Raw genomic sequence first — 18,931 nt, forward strand, 5'->3', positions numbered from 1 at the left:
AGAGGAATGCAGACATGGACGCGCAGATTGCACATTTGCGTGCGCTGCATGAACGGCTGTCGAGGGCCAAGACGCCGGAAGAGCGGCAGGCACTGATGGCGGAGCAGGCCAAGGTGATGCAGGAGAGTATGGCAATGATGCACAGCATGATGCCGATGCAGGGTCGTGGTGACATGCACGGGAAAATGCCTATGGGGCAGGCAGACATGGCAGAGCACATGCGTATGTGTCATGACATGATGGGCCAGCATATGGTGATGATGCAGACGATGATGGACCGACAGGGGATGAGCGGCGGCATGATGGACGGACAGGGGATGGGCGGCGGCGGCACGATGAGGCAGTAGTAGCTCAGTCTGCTCTCGGCATTGTCGGCTAACTGACCTGCCCGGGCGGTCGACCGTTTTGCTGGTCGAGGCCTGCCCCCATAGACCCTCCCACTATGGCAGGGTCAACGCTTTTTCCAAACAGCAGGGCGGATTGCGTTGCGCATATGACTCCTATTGGAGCGGCAGCGCGCATCCGCTAAACTACGAGTCTGCAGCCACAAGGCTGCCATCGCCCCGATGCTTCGACTCGTCACACGTTTCCTTCTCTTGCTCCTGATTACTGCGCTTCCGCTGCAAGGGGTGACTGCGGCCACAATGATGGTGAAGGGCGTGATGCTGACTTACGCTACAGGCGCGCAGTTGGCGTCTTCTGGCGGTCAGGCGGACATCAATGGGCTATCCGCCGCTGACGATGACGACCATTGCTTTGCGCACACAGAGCACGTGGACGCGACGCAGCATGGCAAATCTGGAAAGCATGCAGGCCATGCGTGCCCAGGCTGCGCCGCTTGTTCGCTTTGCTCGGTCGTCCCCTACGCTACCCCGCTTTTTGTTCACCTCGACAATGCGCCAGCTCAGGCTCCTTCTGGCCTGACGGAAGCATTCGTCAGTCATATCTCGGACGCACTCCAGCGTCCGCCTGCCTCGGTCGTTTGATGCCCTAGGTGCGTCCATTTTCCGGGCGCACACACCGGGCGTTGCCATGTTAGTGGCTAACGCGACACTTTGAGCTCTACCATTGTAGGTTTGACATGTCTCTGACACGCATGCTGGCAGGCGCCAGCTTGGCGGTCGTAGCGTCGTTGGCGGTTGCGCAGGGGGCAACGTCCCGGCCGGACCCGCTTGACCCAAATGCTCCCCCGACCTCCCTGGCGGTGCCGCGCACCTTCGACGAATACATGCCGTACAAGGACCCAAAGGTGGTGCCTTGGAAGGACACCAATGCCGCAGTTTCCGCCAATGGCGCCGCCGGAAAGGGTGACACGGACCACGGCGGCATGAAACACGACATAAACACCATGGCGCCGGCCGGAGCGTCGTCACCCGCAGCGCCCGTGCCAAGCCACGCCATGCCGAGGGGGTCTGCCGCGCAGCCGTCAAAGGATGGCAAGACCGACCGGGCGCCGGCGACGGACCACTCTACGCACAAGATGTAAGCGGGGACGCGCCGAATGCAAACAAGAGAATCATCGACGGTTCGGGCTGTAGCAATCGCTATGTCGCTGACAGTCTTTCTGGGGGGCTGCGCTTCCCTCTCGAAGGATGGCGGCTTCGATGCAGTATCGTCAGTTGCCAGGGACCGATTGGGGAAAGATGCTGCTTGGGTTAAGTCAGATGCGGACCAGGATAGCGTCTACAAGCGCACGCAGGAGTTGCTGGGGCAGCCACTAACGATGGATAGCGCCGTGCAATTGGCGCTGCTCAACAATCGCGGTCTGCAAGCTACCTATGCCGAACTTGGCATCTCGGAAGCCGACTATGTACAGGCCAGCCGCTTGCCCAACCCGGGCTTCACGTTCAGCCGCAAGCGCGCCGGCGATGACCTGTCTATTGAGCGGACCTTCACGCTGGCGTTCCTCAACGTCCTGACTCTGCCCTTCATCTCGCAGATTGAAGGCAAGCGCTACGAGCAAACTAAGCTCCTGGTTGCCAATGAAACGCTGAAGGTTGCGGCAGAAGCGCGCAAGGCGTACGTGAACGCGGTCGCCGCCCAGCAGTTTGCGGCCTACGCCGAGCAGGTGAAGGAGGCGACGGAAGCCGGCTCGGAATTCGCGCAGCGCCTGGCGGCGGCTGGCAATTTCAGCAAGCTGGACCATGCGCGCGAGCAGGCATTTTACGCTGACGCCGCCGGCGCACTCGCGAGAGCCAGGCGTCAAGCCATCTCCGACCGGGAGAGGCTCATTCGCGTGACTGGGCTCTGGGGGACCGGGGCAAATTTCGCACTACCGGACCGCTTGCCGGACCTGCCGAAGGAGCGACCGGAACTCGGCGAGCTGGAAGCGTACGCGATGCAGAACCGGCTCGATATCGAGGCTGGAAAGTTACAGACACAGAGCGTTTCCTCATCGCTCGGTCTGACGAAGGCCACGCGCTTCATCAATGTGCTGGACGTGGGCTATCTGCGCAATAGCGCGACAGACACGCCACGTGAAACGGGCTACGAAATCAGCGTCCAGATTCCCCTGTTTGACTGGGGTAGTGCCCGTGTGGCCCGCGCTGAAGCGGTTTACATGCTTGCGGTGAACCAACTCGCGCAGACTGCTATCAACGCGCGCTCCGAAGTTCGCGAGTCATATGCCTCCTATCAGACTAGCTACGACATCGCCAAGCACTACCGGGACGAAGTCGTGCCGCTGCGCAAGCGCATCTCGGACGAAATGATGCTGCGCTACAACGGCATGTTGGTGAGCGTATTCGAGCTCCTTACGGATACCCGTGAGCAGGTCAATGCGGTCAATACATATATCGAAAGCCTGCGTGACTACTGGGTCGCTGAGACTGAACTGCAGACCTCGCTTGGCGGAAAGCTCCCAGTGCAAGGTGCTGCGTCTGCAACAGCACCACAGAACGGTCAGATGACCGCTCCGAGCAAACTAGGAAAGTAATCATGGTTTCCCGTCGACAATTCCTGCAAGGCTCCGGTGCCGCCATGCTGGGCGCCGCAGTCGTCTCCAAAGCCGGCGCGGCCTCCTTGCCGGAAGCCCCGCTGCAATCAGGTGCTTCCACTCAGCCTCCGCTCGCTCCCACGTCGGGGCGGCCCTACAACCCAGTGGTAACCCTCAACGGCTGGACTCTGCCTTGGCGCATGCGCAATGGCTGGAAAGAGTTCCACCTCATAGCAGAACCGGTCGAGCGCGAATTCGCGCCGGGCATGAAGGCCCATCTCTGGGGATACAACGGCCAAAGCCCCGGCCCGACCATCGAGTGTGTGGAAGGGGACAAGATTCGCATCTTCGTGACCAACAAGCTCCCGGAGCACACCAGTGTTCACTGGCACGGCGTCATCCTGCCCTCCGGCATGGACGGTGTGGGCGGCCTGTCTCAGCCCCATATCAAACCAGGCAAGACCTTCGTCTACGAATTCGTGATGGGCAAGTCCGGTACCTTCATGTACCACCCCCACTCCGACGAGATGGTGCAGATGGCCATGGGCATGATGGGCTTCATCGTCGTGCATCCGAAAGACCAGTCCTATATGCGGGTCGACCGTGACTTCGTGTTTCTGATGTCAGCGTATGACATTGACCCGGGCTCCTACACGCCCCGCGTGTCCGAAATGACGGACTTCAATATGTGGACGTGGAACAGCCGCGTGTTCCCGGGTATCGACCCGCTGCCAGTTCGGCTTGGTGACCGTGTCCGCATCCGTATGGGAAATCTCACGATGACCAACCACCCGATTCACATACATGGGCACGATATTGAGGTGACCTGCACCGACGGCGGGTGGGTGCCAACGAGCGCGCGTTGGCCGGAGGTGACGGTAGACGTAGCCGTGGGCCAGATGCGGGCGTTTGAATTCGTCGCCAATAACCCGGGGGACTGGGCCTTCCATTGCCATAAGTCGCATCACACCATGAATGCGATGGGTCACCAGGTGCCCACAATGATTGGTGTTAAGCAGAAGGACCTAGCCAAGAAGATGAACAAGCTTGTCCCCGAGTACATGGCGATGGGTGCGGCCGGCATGGCAGACATGGGCGCAATGGAGATGCCGTTGCCGGACAACACGTTGCCGATGATGACTGGACAGGGCCCATTCGGCCCCATTGAGATGGGCGGAATGTTCACTGTTGTGAAGATTCGCGAAGGCTTGGGTCGGAACGACTACAAGGACCCGGGCTGGTACAAGCATCCGAAGGGGACGGTCGCCCATGAATACACTGGCGAATTGCCCGGAAATTGATGTCATTGGGCCGGAGCACATCCGGTTCGATTCTATCGTGCACTGAACGGAGAAAGAACGATGAAGATGAAGTATGTATCGATTGCAGCAGCCTTGGCACTGGCAAGCTCCGCTTCCGCATTTGCCGCCGGCGCTATGGGCAATATGGACATGAACGCGGGCAGCTCACACAAGGCCGGCTCGACTGTCGCCAGCATGTCGCACGGAGAGGTCAAGAAGGTCGACGTTTCTGCCGGGAAGCTCACCATCAAGCATGGTCCGCTGGAAAATCTCGGGATGGACGCGATGACGATGGTGTTCAGGGTCAAGGACCCCGGCATGATTTCGCAAGTGAAGGTTGGCGACAAGATTGACTTTGTTGCCGAGGATTTGAATGGTGCATTGACCGTTACCAAACTACAGGTGCAGTAAGCGGCTTCGAAAGGGTCCGGTTGTATGCCGGACGCCGCGGCTTTCCCTAAAACCATGGTAGGCAAATACATATGAAATCGACCCCGAAGACGCTGATTGGCATCGCGACCGCCGTTGCCGTTGGCCTTACGCCCGTCATCGCGCTCGCGCACGGCAAGCTCGAAAGCGCAATCCCGGCGGCGGGGAGCACGGTGGATGCACCGGTGAGCTCACTCCGACTGACGTTCAATGAGGCCCTGGAGCCAGCATTCAGCAATGTGAGCGTGGTGGATACCAATGGCACAGCCATGAGCAAGGAGAAGGCCAAGGTCGACTCGTCGAATCCGCGCGTGCTGACCGTTGCTGTCCCGAATCTGTCGGTCGGCTCCTATGTCGTGCGCTGGACAGTCATGACGCACGACGGACATAAGGTAAAGGGCGACTACAAGTTCGCTGTGAAGTGATGAACGAGGGTTTCCTTGGCATCCTGCGCCTTGCTCTCACTGCGCTGCAGAATCTCAGTTTTGCAGTGCTCGTCGGCACCTTGCTGAGCGACTACTGGCTGGCCCGCTTCCCGTCTCCATGGCAGGCCGGCATCCGCCGAAGGCTGGTGCAGGTATTCAGGGCAGCGGCTATTGCAGCGCTCCTGTCGGGCTCGCTCGCTTTCTGGATACATTGCGCGCTGATGAGCGAGTCCTCGCTGATTGACGCCGGACCGGCGGTGCGCTCGATGCTAGCGGAAACCGAATTTGGTCGTGCCTGGGCCATCGGCGCCGCCCTGATGCTTTACGTCACAGTCGTTTCATTCTTCCCGTGGGCCGGGAGAGGCTCCAGCTTTCAACTGATATTGTGGTTGGCGTTGGCAGGCTTTGCACTGAGCCGAAGCCATTCAGGCCATCCCGTAGATGCCGGAGCGTTCAGCCTGCCCGTCTGGGCCGACTGGGTTCACCTTCTGGCCATTAGCGCTTGGGTTGGCGTCGTGTGGGTCGCGGCTTTTGTGGTGACGCCAGAATTGACGGATGCTCCGCACAGCGACCACCAGAACGGTGCATCGTTTATTCAATCGCTCTCAAATACGGCCACGTACGCGCTCGTTGCGCTTGTTGTCACCGGCGCCTATAACGGGTGGCGCGGTGTGGGCGCGCCGGGCAATCTGCTCGACTCCCCGTACGGTCAGTTGCTACTGGTGAAGCTTGGCCTCGTGATAGTTGCCGTGGCCCTCGGGGGGCACAACCGATTCTTTGAAATGCCTCGCTTATTGGAGTCGCTGCAAAACTGGTCATCAGTATCGCGCACTCGATACATCAAGCGCTTTGCCGCTGTCTTGCATGTGGAGTCCTGGGTGCTCGCGGGGGTGTTGGTTACTGCTGCAGTGCTTGCAGCAAGCCCGCTGCCTGGTACGACATGAGATATGCCTAGGTCTTTACAATCAGACATTGAAGGAGGAGTTCAATGAAGCTATTAATGAAGCTCCAACTGGCTGCCTTTATCGCTGCCACAGCGCTGTCAAGCGTGGTGTTGGCAGCCGGCGAGCAACCGGCATGGTGGCACAGCCACGGGCACGGTGGTGGTGGAGTGACAGCCTTCGGAAAGCCGGGCGACCCGAAAAAAGTAAGCCGGACCGTCAATGTGGACATGACCGACGACATGCGCTTCACCCCCTCCACGATAACGGTTAAGAGAGGCGAGACAATCCGCTTCAACTTGAAGAACTCTGGAAAGGTAAAGCACGAGATGGTGCTCGGGACCGAGGGCCAGCTGGAAGAGCTCTATCACACCAGGATGCAAACGCCGGAAAGGGAATATGCGACCCCAAGCGCCCTCACAGTTGAGGGGGGCCAGTCCGGCGACATCATTTGGCAATTTACAAAGCTCGGTTCGGTGTCATTCGCCTGTCTATTGCCAGGTCATTATGATGCGGGTATGCGCGGCACGGTCATTGTAAAGTGAAGCTGCGGCCTACCGCAAATGGAAACGCCGCCCTCAAGGTACCCCTTTTTCAGGGTCCTTCGTAGGCAAGACGTAGTTCGACCAGCCTGCTCGTCGGCAACGCCGGGCAATATCGAACCCCATGCAATCATTGGCCTCTGGTCTGGCTCTCAGCGTGCGCAGTTGCACGTTGTGGGGTTGTCCCGTTGAGCCGGCAGGTATGACCATGGTTGTCCATATAGCCAAAGAAATGTTGCCTCGGCGACTGAATCACGTGTCGAGCGGCCTGTCAGCAATACACCGGTGAGAGCGGTGCTCAGTGCTTGCTCGAAAGAACGCCACATGTTGTCTGACCCGGCTTCGTGCCGGGTGGTCTTCACCTCGTCGGCCATGAAGGATACGAGCGACATCCAAGGCTGGAATCGCTCGGACCATGCATAACACCTCCAACGCATCGGATGGGCCCATTTCAGCCATTCAGCTCCCCACGGCGTTGCCATAGCACGAACGAGCGGACTAAATAGTTGCTCGTATAGTTTTTCATTGACTTCGGAGATGGCACGTACGCGCTCGAACACCGCGTGCGGGTACAAAAAATGAATGTCCTCGACGCGGCGTGGCTCGAACGTGACCTGAACCTTCTGCCTGTCGTCTGTCAGCTCACCAGCTCTACTGGTCAGCTTCATCTCATATAGGCCTGGGGGCAGCGCCTCGATGGCTTCCAGGCTTTGCAGGATGGCGCGATGTTCGTGGCGGGCCACGCTTGCGGATACGAAGATGCCCAGATGTCCCACATGCGGATTGGTTAGATAAACAATCCGTTGTCCGGCGGCGACGAGGTCTTCGGTGCTCGTATAGACGACGGGAATCCAGCCCAGCGCCTGATGTGGCGGCGTGATGTTATCGCCGTATGAGGCAAAGATGACAATTGGCTTGCGGATGCGGCGCAAGTCGACCGTGCAGTCGCAGTCGACATGGACTTCACCTGATTCGAGCTTGTTGCCGACAAACAGGTCCTGGACAGTTGCTACGAGTTCCTCCCGACTCAAGAAATAGAAGCCGTTCCACCACCGTTCGAACTCCAGGAATCGCCCACCCTCGCTGTCCGGGTTGGCGAAGACCGTGTACAGCTTGTCCCATAGAGCTGACTCCGGTTTCAGTAACTGGAAGTTCTGTACAAGCCATGCGCCGTCGAAACGACCATTACCCAAGTCGGCAAGAAGGTTCCCAGTCCACACGCCACCCGAGAATGCTCCCAGTAGACGCATCGGATTCACACCGGGCTCCCCAGCCCAGTACGAAAGTGGTGAGCCATTGAGCACCGCAAAACCGGACACCTGCTCACAGCAAAGAGCCGATAGCAGCATTACCTCCCAGCCGGCCTGACAGTTCCCGTAGAGGACAGGCTCCCGACCCTCATGCCGTCGTGCGACCTCTTGGACAAATGTGCGCAAAGCATGGAGGACATCTCCGAGGGTCTGTCCAGGGCACGGAATCGGGAAGAAGATTACGAAGTAGACGGGGTGTCCTTCGGCGAGTGCCATGCCGACTTCGGAGTCACGCTTGAAGCCTCCGATACCAGGGCCGTGACCAGCACGTGGGTCGATGATAATGACTGGCGTTGCGTCAAGTCGTACGAGTTCCTCCAAATGGTCCGTGCCACAGCGCGTGATACGGAGCAGCGCGTAGTTAGCCGGGCGCTCGAACGTTCTGGCATCGAGCAACATCTCGTAGTCGAAGTGCAGCAATGGGGGAAGTCCGGCCTCTTCGTGAGCAAGCATATTGTTTGCTCGCTGCCGCAGGATATCCACGAATAGTATCCAGCGCTGAGCCAAATCGGTGTAATAGTCCCACCACTGCCGCAACGCATCCACGGCTGGACCGGAATGTTGCGAGGTATCGTCAATCTGTGGGGCAGCGACTATTTCCCCTTCCCGTGCCCCGCTAGGCGAGGAGGGACGCACTGGGCGTCGATTACGCAGTATCGTGTCTTCGGCCATGAGGCTCCTCGTCACTCTTCTTTGAGCTTCCGGCATTGGAATGCGGCTCATCCGGCAATCGGTGCAGCCACATCCGTGGACGACACCGGCGGCAATGTGGCGCGGATGCCGGCCAGCTTGGTGCGCTTGAGCAACAGCGCATTGATTGCCACCAAGGCGGAGCTACCCGACATGGAGAGTGCTGCAATCTCGGGGCTTAAGGTGAAGGGATAGAGCAGACCCGCTGCCAGCGGAAAGGCGACCAGGTTGTAGGCCACAGCCCACCAGAGATTCTGGTGCATCTTTCGCAAGGTGGCGCGCGACAACTCGATGGCGCCCACCACGTCGAACGGGTCGCTCTTCATCAAGACGATATCAGCGCTCTCCATTGCGACGTCGGTGCCTGCGCCGATAGCAAAGCCTACGTCCGCCTGAGTTAGCGCAGGAGCGTCGTTGATGCCGTCGCCGACCATACCAACCTTCTTGCCTTGCGCCTGTAACTCCTTGACCTTTTCTGCTTTTTGCCCGGGGAGAACATCGGCAAGCACCAGTTCGATGCCGAGGCCAGCTGCGATGCGTTCTGCGGTGGCCTTGTTGTCCCCTGTCAGCATGGCTACCTGTACACCCCGCTCGCGCAGTTTTTTTACTGCCGCTGCCGAGGTTGGTCGTGGTGCATCGGCGATGGCAATCAAGCCAATCAATCTGCCACCGTGTGCGACATGAATGACCGTTCGGCCTGCGCCTTGCATCAGGTCCGCCTTCTCGGTAAGGCCGCTCATGTCCACCTCTTGTGTGGCCATCAGCTTGCGGTTGCCAAGCAGGGCCAGCCGCCCGTTGACCTCCGCTTCGGCGCCCATGCCATCGATATTGGTGAAGCCGGTAGCGTCCGGCCTGGCGAGAGTACCACTTCGCTTGAGAATTGCTTGAGCCAATGGGTGCTCAGAGCTCTGCTCGACAGAGGCCGCGAGTGCGAGCATCGCATTCACGTCCACATCCTGTGGGGTGAGAACTTCCACCACCTCAGGTTCACCCATGGTGAGCGTGCCTGTCTTATCGAAGACGACCACATCCAACTTAGTGGCGTCCTCCAAGGCTGAAGCATTCTTGAACAGAATGCCGTTCATTGCCCCAAGCCCCGTTCCGACCATCACTGCCATTGGAGTTGCCAGTCCGAGTGCGTCGGGGCAGGCAATGACGAAGACTGTAATCGTAAGCGTAAGGGCGAACAGTAAAGGCTGGCCTAACCACCAATACCAGGTGACAAATGTCAGTATGCCAATGCCCAGGGCTGCGAGTACAAGCCACTGCGAGGCGCGGTCCGCCAGCAGTTGCGCAGGCGCTTTGGAGTTCTGCGCTTCTTGCACTAGCTTGACGATTTGCGCCAGTGCGGTGTCACTCCCAACTCTTGTGGCGCGATAGCGGAAGCTGCCACTCTTGTTAATCGTCGCGCCGATGACGTTATCGCCTGGCCCCTTTCGCACAGGCAGGGACTCACCGGTCAGCATCGATTCGTCCACTTGGGAGACGCCATCGATGACCGCACCGTCCGCCGGAATCTTATTGCCCGGGCGAATGATGATGACGTCGCCCATTTGGACTTCTGCTGTGGGTATCTCGACTTCGCGACCATCGCGTAGCACGATGGCTTTCGGCGGAGCCAGGTCCATCAGCGTGCGGATAGCGTCTGATGCGCCAGCCCGTGCGCGCATCTCGAGCCAATGCCCTAACAGTATGAACACCAGGAGTACGGCCGATGCTTCGTAGAACTGCTCGCCAGCAAAGAAGAAAGTCGCCCCGACGCTGAACAGATAGCCTGTGCCGACGGAAAGAACAACCAGCGTCGCCATGTTGAGCGTGCCATCCCGGAGCGCTCGCCAGGCGGAAACGAAGAAGGGCCAGCTTGGGTAAAGAATGGCAGCGCTTGCCAGCAGAAACAGCCACTGGTTCATTGTCAGGCCGAATGGCGGGGCCGGCATGGAGATTTGCACTCCCATCGGCGCGTAGAGAAAGATGGGAATCGTGAATACCAGGCAAATCCAGAAACGGTTACGCATATCGCGAACCATCTCATTCATGTCCATACCGGCTCCGTGGCCCATCTCGTGGGCCATCTGGTCGTGTGTGCCGTGAGCTTGGGCTCTTCCTTTGGTATCGTGGGCGGCCGGATGTACATGGCCCTGCCGTCTGCCAAGTGCAGCCAGCCGGGGTGCAGTGCTTGCTGCGAGTTCGCCAGGCGGGTCTTCGGGTGTGCAAATATGCCGTGGGACCAGCTCGCCATGGCAATGATGACCACACTCCTCCAATCTCGCCTTTATCTCCATCAGGGTGGTTACGGCTTCGTCATACTCCACTGTGGTGCTGCCAGTGACGCAGTTAACCTCCGCCCTGACAACGCCGGGTAGCCTGGTGAGCTGCTTCTCCGCCCCACGGGCGCTGAGAACGGAAAGCAGGCCTCCAACTTCAATGATGCTGGTCTTCATCTCATCCATCCTCGCAGTTGACAGGCTCGCGCTGGGCTACCGTCTCATTTCGCAATCGCCCCGCTCAGCAGATGTTCCTCTGCATAAGGAAACACAACTTCCGGATTAGGGCGAATTAGCTCAGCGTCCTTGTGCGCATAGTGAAGACGGGTCAGTAAATCCTTGATAACACTGAGGCGCGCAACGCGCTTGTCGTCGGCGCGCACGATGTTCCATGGCACGATGTCGCTGGTCCGAGCAAACATCTCGTTCCGTGCCTTGCTGTATTTCTTCCAAAGCGATACCGCTTGTTCGTCAATGGGGCTGACTTTCCACTGCTTAAGCGGGTCCCGGCGGCGCTCTTCGATGCGCTTCTTCTGTTCGGCCTTGCTGATGTCAAGGTAGTACTTGATAAGACGAATTCCGGAACGCACGAGCATCCGTTCGAACTCTGGGACACTTGCCATGAACTCCTCATGCTCGTCCTTGGTGCAGAAGCCCATCACATGCTCCACACCGGCCCGGTTGTACCAACTGCGATTGAAAAGGGTGAACTCGCCGGCCGCAGGCAGCTCGGCCGTATAGCGGCGGAAGTACCAGGAGCCTCGGTCACGGTCGGATGGCTTCCCAAGCGCGACAACGCGCGTTTCACGCGGACTGAGGTGTTCAGCAATGCGCTTGATGGTCCCATCCTTCCCAGCCGCATCCCTTCCCTCAAAAATCACCAGAATCCGGTCGCTGCAGGAAATGAAGTGCTTCTGTAGTTTGACCAGCTCGATTTGAAGCTGGTGGAGATTCTCCTCATAGGTCTCATGGGAGATGGCGCTTACCTCGGATGGGGAACCCTTGCTACTTGCCTTCATTTTCATGGTTCACCTTCCGTGAATCGGGCGCATCGGGCGTGGCTGGGTAGGACTTGCTGGGTGTAAGCGGCGTAACTTTCTCGGAGAGCAACAGCTCCAGCGAAGGTCGGTCTACGACCTCCTGTTCGAGCAGTAGCTTTGCCAGCGCGTCTAGCTTGTGCCGGTTTGCCAGCAGTGTTTGCTTCACCCGCTGGCTGGCGTCGCCCAGAATCGTCCGGACTTCTGCATCAATGATTTGCGCAGTACTCTCGCTGTATTCTTTGCGTTGCCGAGGCATCAGTCCTGGTCCGGTAAAGAGCGGGTTCGGCATGTCCTCGTAAGTAGCGAGTCCAAGCTGCTCGCTCATGCCGAACTGCGTAATCATCTGGCGAGCCATATCCGTTGCGCGTTGCAGGTCATTTTGCGCGCCGGTCGAAACGTCTCCGTAGACAATCTGTTCGGCAATGCGACCTCCAAGCAATACATCGAGCCGGTCGAACAGCTCGCTTTGCTTCAGGAGATAGCGGTCCTCTGTCGGGGTCTGCTGCGTGTACCCCAATGCTGCGACGCCTCTGGGAATGATGGAGACCTTGGAAACTCTGTCAGCATGTGGCCGTGACTCAGCCACGATGGCATGCCCCGCCTCGTGGTAGGCGATGGTTTCCTTCTCCTGCGGATTCATCACGCGGCTCTTCTTCTCCAGGCCGCCTACGATGCGGTCGAGCGCCTCGTCAAAGTCTGGCATCTCTACCGCATCTTTGCCCTTGCGAGCCGCCAGCAGTGCTGCCTCGTTGACAAGGTTGGCGAGGTCGGCGCCCGCGAATCCGGGGGTGCGCGCGGCCAGCTTGGTCAGGTCGACGGTCGGGGCAAGAACGACATTTTTGACGTGTACCTTGAGAATCTGCTCGCGCCCTTTCAGGTCAGGACGGTCCAGAGCGATATGACGGTCGAAGCGGCCGGGGCGCAGTAGTGCCGGGTCCAGGATTTCGGGCCGGTTGGTGGCCGCCATAATGATGACGCCTTTGTTGGTGTCGAACCCGTCCATCTCAACTAACAACTGGTTCAGGGTCTGTTCGCGTTCATCGTTGCCGGATACGGCGTTGAGCGCGCGGGTTTTACCCAGCGCGTCGAGTTCGTCGATGAATATGATGCAGGGCGCCTTGGTCTCGGCCTGGTTGAACAGGTCGCGCACCCGCGCCGCCCCCACGCCAACAAACATTTCAACGAACTCCGAGCCGCTCATGGTGAAGAACGGCACGCCAGCTTCCCCGGCTACTGCCTTTGCTAGCAACGTCTTGCCGGTGCCGGGAGCCCCCAGGAGCAGTACGCCCTTTGGAATCTTTCCACCCAGGCGCCGATAGCGCTGAGGGTCCTTCAGGAAGTTGACGATTTCGGCTAGCTCTTCCTTTGCCTCGTCGATGCCGGCGACGTCGGCAAACGTCACGCCGGTTTCTTTCTGCATGTAGACCTTTGCCTTGCTCTTGCCTATTTCCATCATCCCGCCGGCGGCGCCGCCTACTCGCTTGATGAGGAAGCTCCAGACGGCAAAGAAGAGCAATGCAGGAACCACCCAGGACAGCAGCGCGCCAATCCACTTGTTGTCGGGCTGGCCAACGAAGCGCACCTTGGCTGCTTCAAGGTCCTGCACCAGATTAGGGTCATTGACCCGGAGCGTGGAGAACGGATGGTCCCCCTTGCCCTGGCGTAACATCTCTTCGACCTGTTGCTTGGGGAGCAGGGTCTCAATGCCAACAGTGCTGAGCGTCCCAGTGATGGCTCCTTCTCCAAGTGTGATGTCCTTGAGCTTGCCGGCCTTGAGCAGGACCTTGAAGTCGCTGTACGGCACCGTCTCGACATGGGACGAGAACAGGACGCTCTGAAGGATGAGCATCGCCGAGACTGCCAGGAGCACATACCATAGGGAAAACTGCTGCTGACGCGGTTCCATGGAGACCCTTTAGTTTGTGGGGTAACAGCAAGCAGAATCGACGGCCACCGCTATTCGCAGCTGCCGCCGGTCCGGACAACACGAGCTCGTTTGGTTGGGACGATTGACTCGGCTACATGTCATGTCGTCATACAAGTTGTTGGGGTGTCAGGTCTCTCCACGGAGGCTGTTGTGTAACCACGCAAAGAATGCACCGGCAGCGAAGAACCAGACTGCAAACACAAAGGCCGGGTAGATGACGGACCACCAGGAAAACGGTTGGCCAGTCTGAAGGCGTCGGAAATCGAGTCCGTGAAAGAGCGCGTTCATGAAGTTCATGAAAGACTCAGGAAGTGCCATCCATACGAGCGTGCATAGAGCGTAGAAGAGCACGACCGTGGCAGATAGCGTCACACCGGTTTTGAAGGGCCTCATGTCAGCCTCCGCATGCAGGGAAGATTGCGATTGAGTTCAATGAGGACGCGTCCGAGGAACATCTCCGCCTGAGATGTGCGGAATGAACGCTGGTGTCTTTTGACGATACTCCTCATATTCCTGCCCGAACTCGGCCAGTGCGTCCTGCTCCTCCGCCTTGGCCAGCCGAACATACATCCAGACCAGGATGGGGAACATCACCAGAGTGACTATCGTCGGCCATTGCAGCAGGAAGCCGAACATAATCAGGATGAAGGCGACATACTGGGGGTGTCTCATACGGGCGTAGAGCCCGGTGGTCGCGAGGCGGTGCTGCTGCTGTGCCAGGTACAGAACCCGCCAGGCGGCAGAAAGCATGATGAAGCCGCCAAAAATCAGGATGTCGCTCGCGAGGTGAAATGGTCCCAAGTGTGGGTTGCCGCGCCAACCGAAAATCATCTCCGGAAGATGGCCGGCATCGTGGGATAGGAAGTCGATACCCGGGAACTTTGCCGAAAGCCACGGTAGCAGGAGATAGATAGTCAGGGGAACGCCGTACATCTCTGTAAAGAGCGCCACAATGAACGCCGAGAAGGCTCCGAAGGAGCGCCAGTCACGCTGGGTCTTTGGCTTTGTGAAGCTGAACGCGAAGATGATGAAGATGGCGGAGTTGATAATCACCAGCGACCAGAGGCCGTAGCTGGATGGTGTTTCGGGTTGCATCATCGCTCTCCCTTCGTGTTCATATCTTTCGGCGTTTCGTCTTTTCCATGGCCTTGACCGTGACCATGGCCCCCGTGCATGAAGAGGTGCATTAGCGGACAGGCGGCCAGCAGGAGGAACGGCAGGAACTGAATGAAGTGCGCCCGGTGTTCTGTCCACAGGAAGTATCCAATTACCAGTAGAAAGCCAATCGTAACGACCTTGGACCTTGAAACCGTTCGTTGGGCATGCTCCGGTCCTTCATGGTTGTCGTGGTCGTGGTTCATACTTTCCTCTGATGGAATGGAAACTATTGACGGTGCCGGCTAACAGCAGCCGTGGTGGCGATGGTGCTGGTGGGCGAATCGTTCAGGGTTTTGCTGAAACACCGTGCGCGAACTCTCGGATTCGAAAAAGAACGTCTTTCCTTCGAAATTCGCTGTGATGGCGTGGGCGGCATCTACCTTGTTGCCGGTGACGGGGTCGTGTGCATCGTTCCCGCTCCCTTGACTTGTGTACGAGACGTCGCGATTCTCGCTGTTTGGGCGAGCCATGAATCGACGCCACATCAATAACGCCAATGCCGCAGCAATCAGGAGCCATACCGAATTCTGTGTAAGCCAGTCCATTGACGGACCTCCTCTTTAAGGTTTGTCGCGGCTTTTGAGTTCACCTTCTACTGCGCTTCGGATGTCCTGTTCGCACTGTCGAGAGAGTCGAAGACTTACCCAGACGACCACGACTGGACAGGAAAGCAGGAGTAGCGCGACCAGTATCGTGAGTGGCGAAATCCCAAACCGGTACACGATGGCTGCCGCGAGCAGCGTCGCAAGGGCGGCGCAAATCCAGGCCAGTGCGTGTTTCATGTCGCCTCCGGGCTGGTAGCCAAGGAGCCGAGTCGTACGCGCTTCAGCAGTGCCGAGTTGGCCACCACACTCAACGAAGACAGCGCCATCGCCGCTGCGGCAAAGATGGGGTTCAGGAGTCCAAATGCGGCGACGGGGATGCCGATGGTGTTGTAAATGAACGCCCAGAAGAGGTTCTGCTTAATTTTGCGCATCGTCGCGCGTGACAGCTGGATGGACGCAACCACGTCACGCACGTCATCGCGGATGAGGATGATGCTGCCGGTTTCCTTGGCAACATCGGAGCCTGACCCGATGGCAATGCCGATGTCCGCTGCGGCCAGCGCCGGTGCATCGTTGACGCCGTCCCCCACCATGGCCACGACTTCACCTTGCTTTTGCAATGCGTGAATGGTTTCGACTTTGTCTTCCGGCATCACTTCGGCAATGACATGCTCGATGCCAACCTGCCGGCCGATTGCCTCTGCAGTGCGGCGGTTGTCGCCGCTCAGTAGCACAACCTTGATGGCGCGCGCCTTCAATGCCGCGACCGCCTCGGTCGCTTCCGGTTTCACTGTGTCAGCCACAGCCACTAGGCCGAGCAGTTGTGTACCAGCGCCCACCAGCATGGCTGTCTTACCATCGGCTTCGAGCTTCCTCAGTAGGGGTTCGGCCGCATCGGTCGGGATGCCTTGGCGCCCAAACAGGCGCCGATTGCCTAGCCAGACCTGCTGACGGTCGACCTGGCCCTGAATACCCATGCCTGACAGGGCCACGATACTGTTGGCTTTCGGGATGATTAGGCCGCGATGTTGCGCGGCGCGGACGATGGCTTCACCCAAGGGGTGCTCTGACCCACTCTCGACAGCGGCCGCCAAGGTCAATAGCGTTGATTCCTCGTGGTTCGAGAATGAGATGACATCAGTGACAGTGGGCTCTCCGCGCGTAATCGTGCCAGTCTTGTCAAAGACGACGGCCGTCAGCTTCTCGGCGCGCTCCAGCACTTCGCCGCCGCGTATCAGGATGCCGTTGTCCGCGCCCTTGCCGACGCCGACCATCAGCGCCGCAGGTGTGGCAACGCCTAACGCGCAGGGGCAAGAGATAATCAGAACAGCCACAAACGCGAGCAGCCCATGGGGGAAGTGGCCTGCTACCGTCCATCCAACCAGCGCCAGCACTGCTACCGAGACAACGGCCGGCACGAAGTATCCAGTGACCTGGTCAGCAAGCCGCTGAATCTGCGCAGTACTGGCCTGAGCGTCCTCGACCATCCTGATAATCTGCGCGAGCGCGGTGTCGGCGCCGATTTTCGTGGCCTGAAAGGTAAAGGCTCCACTGCGGTTAAGCGTGCCGCCAATGACAGCGGCACCAGGCTTCTTTTCCACGGGCATCGACTCGCCGGTCAGCATCGATTCGTCGACACTGGATTGGCCTTCGATAACCTTGCCGTCAGTGGGAATCTTCTCGCCGGGTCGTACAACGACTGCTTCGCCCACCATGATGCTTTCAGCCGGGATTTCCACCTCCTTCCCGTCGCGAAGCACGTGAGCGACGGCGGGGCGCAGGTCGAGCAGACGTCGAACGGCAGCGGAGGACTTCTTCTTGATGATTTCCTCCATGTACTTGCCCAGCAGCACGAAGGCGATAATGACCGCCGAGACCTCAAAGTACACGTCCCGCTCTTCGACCTTGACGGGCAGCCAGGAGGGGAAGAACAGCACTACCACGCTGTAGAAGTAGGCGACGGACGTCCCCAGGGCGATGAGGAAGTCCATGTTGATATTGCGCGTGCGTATCGCGTTCCACGCGCCTTTGTAGAAGCTCCAGCCGCCAATGAACTGGACCGGCGTGACCAGGAGGAATAGCCACATACCCCAAGTGAACCAGGGTAACGCCGGAATCGGTGCCCAGGTCAGGAGTGTTGCGCCAGCCGCCAATGCCAGGAAAGCACCGGCTCTTAGCACCGCCAACGCGAGCACACCCGTGAGGGCAATGGTCACGCGCGTCTTCATGGCCTTCAACTCGCTCTCTGGCGACTCGAAGGTCCGAAGGCAGCTCTCGCTGCAGAAGTAGTACTTGCGGTTGCCACGCTCGGCGGACAGGGCCGTAGCCTTGTCCACCATCATTCCGCAGATGGGGTCCTTGGCGAGTTGCTTGGCGGCGCTGGAAGCAAGCGCAGGCGTCGCCGCCGCAGGGGCGGGAGCGCCGACCGGCTGGGTAGCACTGCTCGAGGGCTCAGACGAGCTGCGGTTATCAACGGGGTGAGGGATATATTTCGCCGGGTTGGCGAGGAAAGCCTGTTCACAGTGCGGGGAGCAGAACCAATACCGCTTCTGGTCAACTTCCGTGCTGGCAGCGGCCTCCCGTGGGGAAATCTCCATGCCACAGACGGGGTCACGCACGAGTTGTTGGAAGACAGTTGAGCCCTCGGTCGTCGTTGGGCCCGTCTGGGCGTCGGTAACTCCGTAATTCCCCCCAAAAGGGGTAGTGGACCTGGTCGGCATTCCATCCTCTCCTTGGGGCGATTAGGAGGACATGAAGCGGGCAATTTCTCTTCTTATGGTGCGCGACCAGCCGATTTTCCCCTTGATGTATGTCAAGAACTCCAAGGTCAGTCACTGGCGCTGTGGGTGTCGGTTTGGCAATGCATGCAGAACGCCACACGACGCACCCTGCCGGAAAGCTGCTGAAGCCGCTCGGCCAGTCGATGCCGGCGCCGAGATTGCTGTGCTCCCCGTATTGCGGGCCTAGAAGACCGCTACCGTGCCACGGACGAGTTCATTGACCAACGTAGGAAGCTCCGCCAGCTGTTGCCTGGCAAGTTCACGAATTTGCTGCTCCTGGGCGGGCGAGAGGCCGCGCTCGGCCACGACATCAATGGCCACCAGTTGAGGTTGGTCGACGGGGCGTCCAATCCCGGAGAGAAGCCGGACGATGACTTCATCCGCGCCATCCACGCTCGCTTGTATATGAGTGGCTAACCGGTGGGCGAGCACGTTGTAGAGCTTGCCGACATGTGACGCGGGGTTCTTGCCCGCTGCCGCCTCCAGCGACATTGGCCGATAGGGGGTAATCAGGCCGTTGACCCGGTTCCCCCGGCCGACCTGACCGTCATCACCATGCTCAGCGCTTAGCAGGCCGCTGAAATACCTCGAGCGGACGTCAGCGCGACGACTAACTAAAGCGTTGATTTGAGGAGCCCATCCAA

General features: G+C 59.0%; 18 protein-coding genes. 7 read left to right on the plus strand and 11 right to left on the minus strand.

Annotated elements, in window-relative coordinates:
• The first annotated feature begins 14 nt into the window (after nucleotides 1–14).
• The 7 genes from AC07UK_RS34790 to AC07UK_RS34820 all read left to right on the plus strand — a co-directional run bounded on the left by AC07UK_RS34790 (nucleotide 15) and on the right by AC07UK_RS34820 (nucleotide 6,576).
• Complete coding sequence (locus AC07UK_RS34790; RefSeq protein WP_494687488.1) at nucleotides 15–347, plus strand: hypothetical protein; 333 nt, start codon at nucleotides 15–17, stop codon at nucleotides 345–347.
• A gap of 1,199 nt (nucleotides 348–1,546) precedes the next feature.
• Nucleotides 1,547–2,935 carry a TolC family protein gene (locus AC07UK_RS34795; protein WP_494687487.1) on the plus strand — a complete coding sequence of 463 codons (1,389 nt, stop codon included), beginning with the start codon at nucleotides 1,547–1,549 and terminating at the stop codon, nucleotides 2,933–2,935.
• 2 nt (nucleotides 2,936–2,937) lie between these two features.
• Entirely contained in the window at nucleotides 2,938–4,236 is a 1,299-nt protein-coding gene (locus tag AC07UK_RS34800; protein ID WP_494687486.1) for a multicopper oxidase domain-containing protein, read from the plus strand.
• 60 nt (nucleotides 4,237–4,296) lie between these two features.
• Nucleotides 4,297–4,647 (plus strand): copper-binding protein, encoded by a 351-nt coding sequence (locus tag AC07UK_RS34805; RefSeq protein ID WP_494687485.1) that lies wholly within the window; start codon nucleotides 4,297–4,299, stop codon nucleotides 4,645–4,647.
• Nucleotides 4,648–4,718: 71 nt separating this feature from the next.
• Nucleotides 4,719–5,090, plus strand: coding sequence for a copper resistance CopC family protein (locus AC07UK_RS34810; RefSeq protein WP_494687484.1), 372 nt, complete (start codon nucleotides 4,719–4,721; stop codon nucleotides 5,088–5,090).
• Nucleotides 5,090–6,034, plus strand: coding sequence for a copper resistance D family protein (locus AC07UK_RS34815; protein ID WP_494687483.1), 945 nt, complete (start codon nucleotides 5,090–5,092; stop codon nucleotides 6,032–6,034). Before AC07UK_RS34810 ends, AC07UK_RS34815 begins: the two co-directional genes overlap by 1 nt.
• Nucleotides 6,035–6,078: 44 nt before the next feature.
• Nucleotides 6,079–6,576 carry a cupredoxin domain-containing protein gene (locus tag AC07UK_RS34820; RefSeq protein ID WP_494687482.1) on the plus strand — a complete coding sequence of 166 codons (498 nt, stop codon included), beginning with the start codon at nucleotides 6,079–6,081 and terminating at the stop codon, nucleotides 6,574–6,576.
• Between the two features lie 149 nt (nucleotides 6,577–6,725).
• Here the strand turns inward: AC07UK_RS34820 and AC07UK_RS34825 are convergent, their stop codons facing one another.
• From AC07UK_RS34825 to AC07UK_RS34875, 11 genes are all read right to left on the minus strand, one after another.
• Nucleotides 6,726–8,555, minus strand: a complete 1,830-nt coding sequence (locus AC07UK_RS34825) for a DUF3141 domain-containing protein (RefSeq protein ID WP_494687481.1) — start codon at nucleotides 8,553–8,555, stop codon at nucleotides 6,726–6,728.
• A 47-nt stretch (nucleotides 8,556–8,602) separates the two neighbouring features.
• Nucleotides 8,603–11,014: a heavy metal translocating P-type ATPase gene (locus AC07UK_RS34830; RefSeq protein WP_494687480.1), complete on the minus strand. Its 2,412-nt coding sequence runs from the start codon at nucleotides 11,012–11,014 to the stop codon at nucleotides 8,603–8,605.
• Between the two features lie 44 nt (nucleotides 11,015–11,058).
• Entirely contained in the window at nucleotides 11,059–11,862 is an 804-nt protein-coding gene (ppk2, locus tag AC07UK_RS34835; RefSeq protein ID WP_494687479.1) for a polyphosphate kinase 2, read from the minus strand.
• Nucleotides 11,843–13,783: an ATP-dependent zinc metalloprotease FtsH gene (gene ftsH / locus AC07UK_RS34840; RefSeq protein WP_494687478.1), complete on the minus strand. Its 1,941-nt coding sequence runs from the start codon at nucleotides 13,781–13,783 to the stop codon at nucleotides 11,843–11,845. The genes ppk2 and ftsH overlap by 20 nt, the downstream gene beginning before the upstream one ends.
• A gap of 147 nt (nucleotides 13,784–13,930) precedes the next feature.
• The gene (locus tag AC07UK_RS34845; RefSeq protein ID WP_494687477.1) at nucleotides 13,931–14,197 is read right to left on the minus strand and encodes a DUF5676 family membrane protein; all 267 of its coding nucleotides are present in this window, start codon (nucleotides 14,195–14,197) and stop codon (nucleotides 13,931–13,933) included.
• Nucleotides 14,198–14,233: 36 nt separating this feature from the next.
• Nucleotides 14,234–14,899: a methyltransferase family protein gene (locus AC07UK_RS34850; protein WP_494687532.1), complete on the minus strand. Its 666-nt coding sequence runs from the start codon at nucleotides 14,897–14,899 to the stop codon at nucleotides 14,234–14,236.
• On the minus strand, nucleotides 14,899–15,165 hold the full coding sequence (locus AC07UK_RS34855; protein WP_494687476.1) for a DUF2933 domain-containing protein: 267 nt from the start codon (nucleotides 15,163–15,165) through the stop codon (nucleotides 14,899–14,901). Before AC07UK_RS34855 ends, AC07UK_RS34850 begins: the two co-directional genes overlap by 1 nt.
• A gap of 39 nt (nucleotides 15,166–15,204) precedes the next feature.
• Nucleotides 15,205–15,507, minus strand: a complete 303-nt coding sequence (locus AC07UK_RS34860) for a hypothetical protein (RefSeq protein ID WP_494687475.1) — start codon at nucleotides 15,505–15,507, stop codon at nucleotides 15,205–15,207.
• A gap of 15 nt (nucleotides 15,508–15,522) precedes the next feature.
• On the minus strand, nucleotides 15,523–15,744 hold the full coding sequence (locus tag AC07UK_RS34865; protein ID WP_494687474.1) for a hypothetical protein: 222 nt from the start codon (nucleotides 15,742–15,744) through the stop codon (nucleotides 15,523–15,525).
• The gene (locus AC07UK_RS34870) at nucleotides 15,741–18,104 is read right to left on the minus strand and encodes a heavy metal translocating P-type ATPase (protein WP_494687473.1); all 2,364 of its coding nucleotides are present in this window, start codon (nucleotides 18,102–18,104) and stop codon (nucleotides 15,741–15,743) included. Before AC07UK_RS34870 ends, AC07UK_RS34865 begins: the two co-directional genes overlap by 4 nt.
• A 366-nt stretch (nucleotides 18,105–18,470) precedes the next feature.
• Nucleotides 18,471–18,931 (minus strand): methionine adenosyltransferase (locus AC07UK_RS34875; protein WP_494687472.1); only part of this gene is annotated, 461 nt, incomplete at its 5' end.

It is taken from the genome of Cupriavidus sp. GW821-FHT07C08 (genome assembly GCF_059419025.1).